The organism is Streptomyces sp. NPDC059456, from assembly GCF_042750055.1.
Lineage (GTDB): Bacteria > Actinomycetota > Actinomycetes > Streptomycetales > Streptomycetaceae > Streptomyces.
The window spans coordinates 1-2,450 of the sequence record NZ_JBHYVA010000954.1 but is presented as its reverse complement, the minus strand read 5'-3'; the positions used below and the strand labels follow the sequence as shown (position 1 = coordinate 2,450).

Below are 2,450 nucleotides of genomic sequence, written 5' to 3'. Positions count from 1 at the left end.
GTGTTAAACCAAACCCCCCCCCACACCCCCCCCCCCCCCCCCCCCAACACCCAAAACAACCCCACCAAAAATCCCACCAAGCAGCACACCCCCCCCACCCCCCCCCACACACCCCCTGCGGGCCGCGCTCCCCCCCCGCGACGACGGCCGCCCCGCCCATCGACCACCCCCACATCGTCCCGGTCTTCGAGGCGGGGGAGACCGACGGACTGCTCTACATCGCCATGCGGTACGTCCCCGGGCAGGACCTGCGCGCCCTGCTGGACCGCACCGGGCCGCTGCCGGTGGAGACCGCCGCCCGGATCGCCGGCCAGGTGGCCTCCGCACTGGACGCGGCGCACGACCACGACCTGGTCCACCGGGACGTGAAACCGGGGAACATCCTGGTCGCGGAGGGAACGGACGGCGAACACCCCGAGCACGTGTACCTGACGGACTTCGGACTGACCAAGAAGTCGCTGTCGCTGACCGGGTTCACGAGCGTCGGGCAGTTCGTCGGCACCCTGGACTACGTGGCGCCCGAGCAGATCTCCGGCAAGCCGGTCGACGCCCGCTGCGACGTCTACAGCCTGGGCTGCGTCGTCTACGAGACACTGACCGGGAGCCCGCCGTTCCTGCGGGACGACGACATGGCCCTGCTCTGGGCCCACCAGTACGATCCCCCGCCGACGGTGAGCTCACGGCGGCCCGGTCTGCCCGCCGCGGTCGACGGAGTACTGGCCAAAGCGCTGGCCAAATCCCCCGACGACCGGTGGAGCAGCTGCCTGGAGTTCACGGCCGCGCTGCGCCGCGCCGGAGCGGAAGCGGCCCCGCCGCCCGCTGCCGAGCCCCCGCCCCCGCAGCCCCCGCGCTGGGCGCTGCCGGTGTTCCGGGCCGGGACGGACGAGGTCAGCGGCTGACGCTCTCCGGTGGCGCCCCGACGAGGCCGCGGCGGTGGACCGGACGGGCCAGCAGCGCGCCGAGGAAGCCGGCGAGTGCGCCCCAGAGCAGGGCGAGGCCCACGTTGCGCCACAGCACCGGGGTCAGCTCCACCTTGCCGCCGAGCCCGCCGACGTCGCCGATGCCCAGCAGGGACAGGCCGAACCGGGCCTGGACACCGGCCAGCAGGCACACCGTCAGGACGGCGAGGGCGAGGGCCACGCCCAGATGGAGGGCGTGCTGCCAGGCGCGGACGCCCGCAGGGGAGCGGACGGCCGCCAGGAACCCCGTACCGAGCAGCAGCACGGCGGCCACGGCCACCAGCCACCAGGCACGGGAGTCCCGCTGCGCGAGCGAGGCGACGTCGACCCGGGACAGGCCGGGCCCGCGCAGCACCTCGTCCACCACCTGCGGCATCGGCAGTCCGAACGGCCCCTCGACCTTGCCGTCCCAGGCCCCGCCGAGCCCCAGGGTGAGCGCGGGCCAGGCCAGGTTGGGCAGGCCGAGCAGGATCACGGCGAACGTCCGGTCCGCATGCCCCTGAGTGGCGGCCACGACCAGCCCGACACCGATGCCGAGGACCACGTACGCGAGGAGCAGGACCACGGTGGCGAACGCGGCGGGCCGCACCGCCGCGTGGAAGCGGACCAGCCCGGCCGGGAGCGGTGCCCGCCGTGAGATCAGCAGGGCGACCAGCAGCAGGCCCAGGATCCACAGCAGTCCGAAGAAGAGGGTGGCCGGCAGCGCCGCCCGGAAGCCGACCGTCGGGGAGGAACCGAGCAGTTCGCCGATGTCGGCGATCGGGGAGTCGCCGCCGACGCCGAAACTCTGGCGGGCGAGCAGCGCGGCGCCGGTGAGGGCGAGCAGCCACAGCACGACCAGCGGGACGACGTGGGCCAGCAGGAGTTCCCGCGGCCGGGCCACCGCCCGGTTGTGCAGCGGGCGCAGGAAGAGCGAGCCGGCCGTGAGGGCCCCGGCGAGGCTCACCGAGAGCGGGAGCACGGACAGGCTCGCGTCGGCCGCGGCCAGGAAGCCGGCCCCGCCGGTCACCTCGACCGATCCGCCGGCCGCCATCACGACGACCGCCGCGAGCACCCGGGGGAACGCACCGCCCGGCAGACCGGTCGCTCCCGCACAGGCCAGACCCGCCGCGGCGACGGCGGTCATCACCACGAAGCCCGCCACGACGGCGACGAGGGCGTCCCGCCACGCCCTCGCGGTGCCGACGGGCGCCGCACGCGGTGCCGACGGACTGCTCACGCTGCAACCGTAGGCACGCTCCGCTCGCGGCCACCACCTGAACGGCGCACGCGAGGGGCCGCGGGAGTGCGGGAGGACCCCGGATTTCCCTATATGGAATGGGGGGCCAGCTGCGGAACGCCCGCAGGGACCGGAACTCCTCCGCCTGGGAAGAAGAGCCCGTGACCACGCAACCCTCCGGCCCCGGCCGGGATCCGCAGCGGCCGACGCAGTCCTCGCAGCCACCGCCGGGGCGCCCCACCGGCCCTCCCTCCGGCCCCCTTTCGGGCGGC

The 2,450-nt window shown here is 74.9% G+C and carries 1 protein-coding gene and 1 pseudogene; one reads left to right on the top strand and one right to left on the bottom strand.

The annotated features are described in order from the left end of the window. Positions 1 to 149 precede the first annotated feature (149 nt). Positions 150 to 899: pseudogene (locus ACFXA3_RS40990) on the top strand (serine/threonine-protein kinase); the annotation flags it as partial. Here ACFXA3_RS40990 and ACFXA3_RS40985 read toward each other — a convergent pair. After that, positions 889 to 2,178, bottom strand: coding sequence for a streptophobe family protein (locus ACFXA3_RS40985; protein ID WP_385196321.1), 1,290 nt, complete (start codon positions 2,176 to 2,178; stop codon positions 889 to 891). The pseudogene ACFXA3_RS40990 and the gene ACFXA3_RS40985 overlap by 11 nt on opposite strands. Between the last annotated feature and the right edge of the window lie 272 nt (positions 2,179 to 2,450).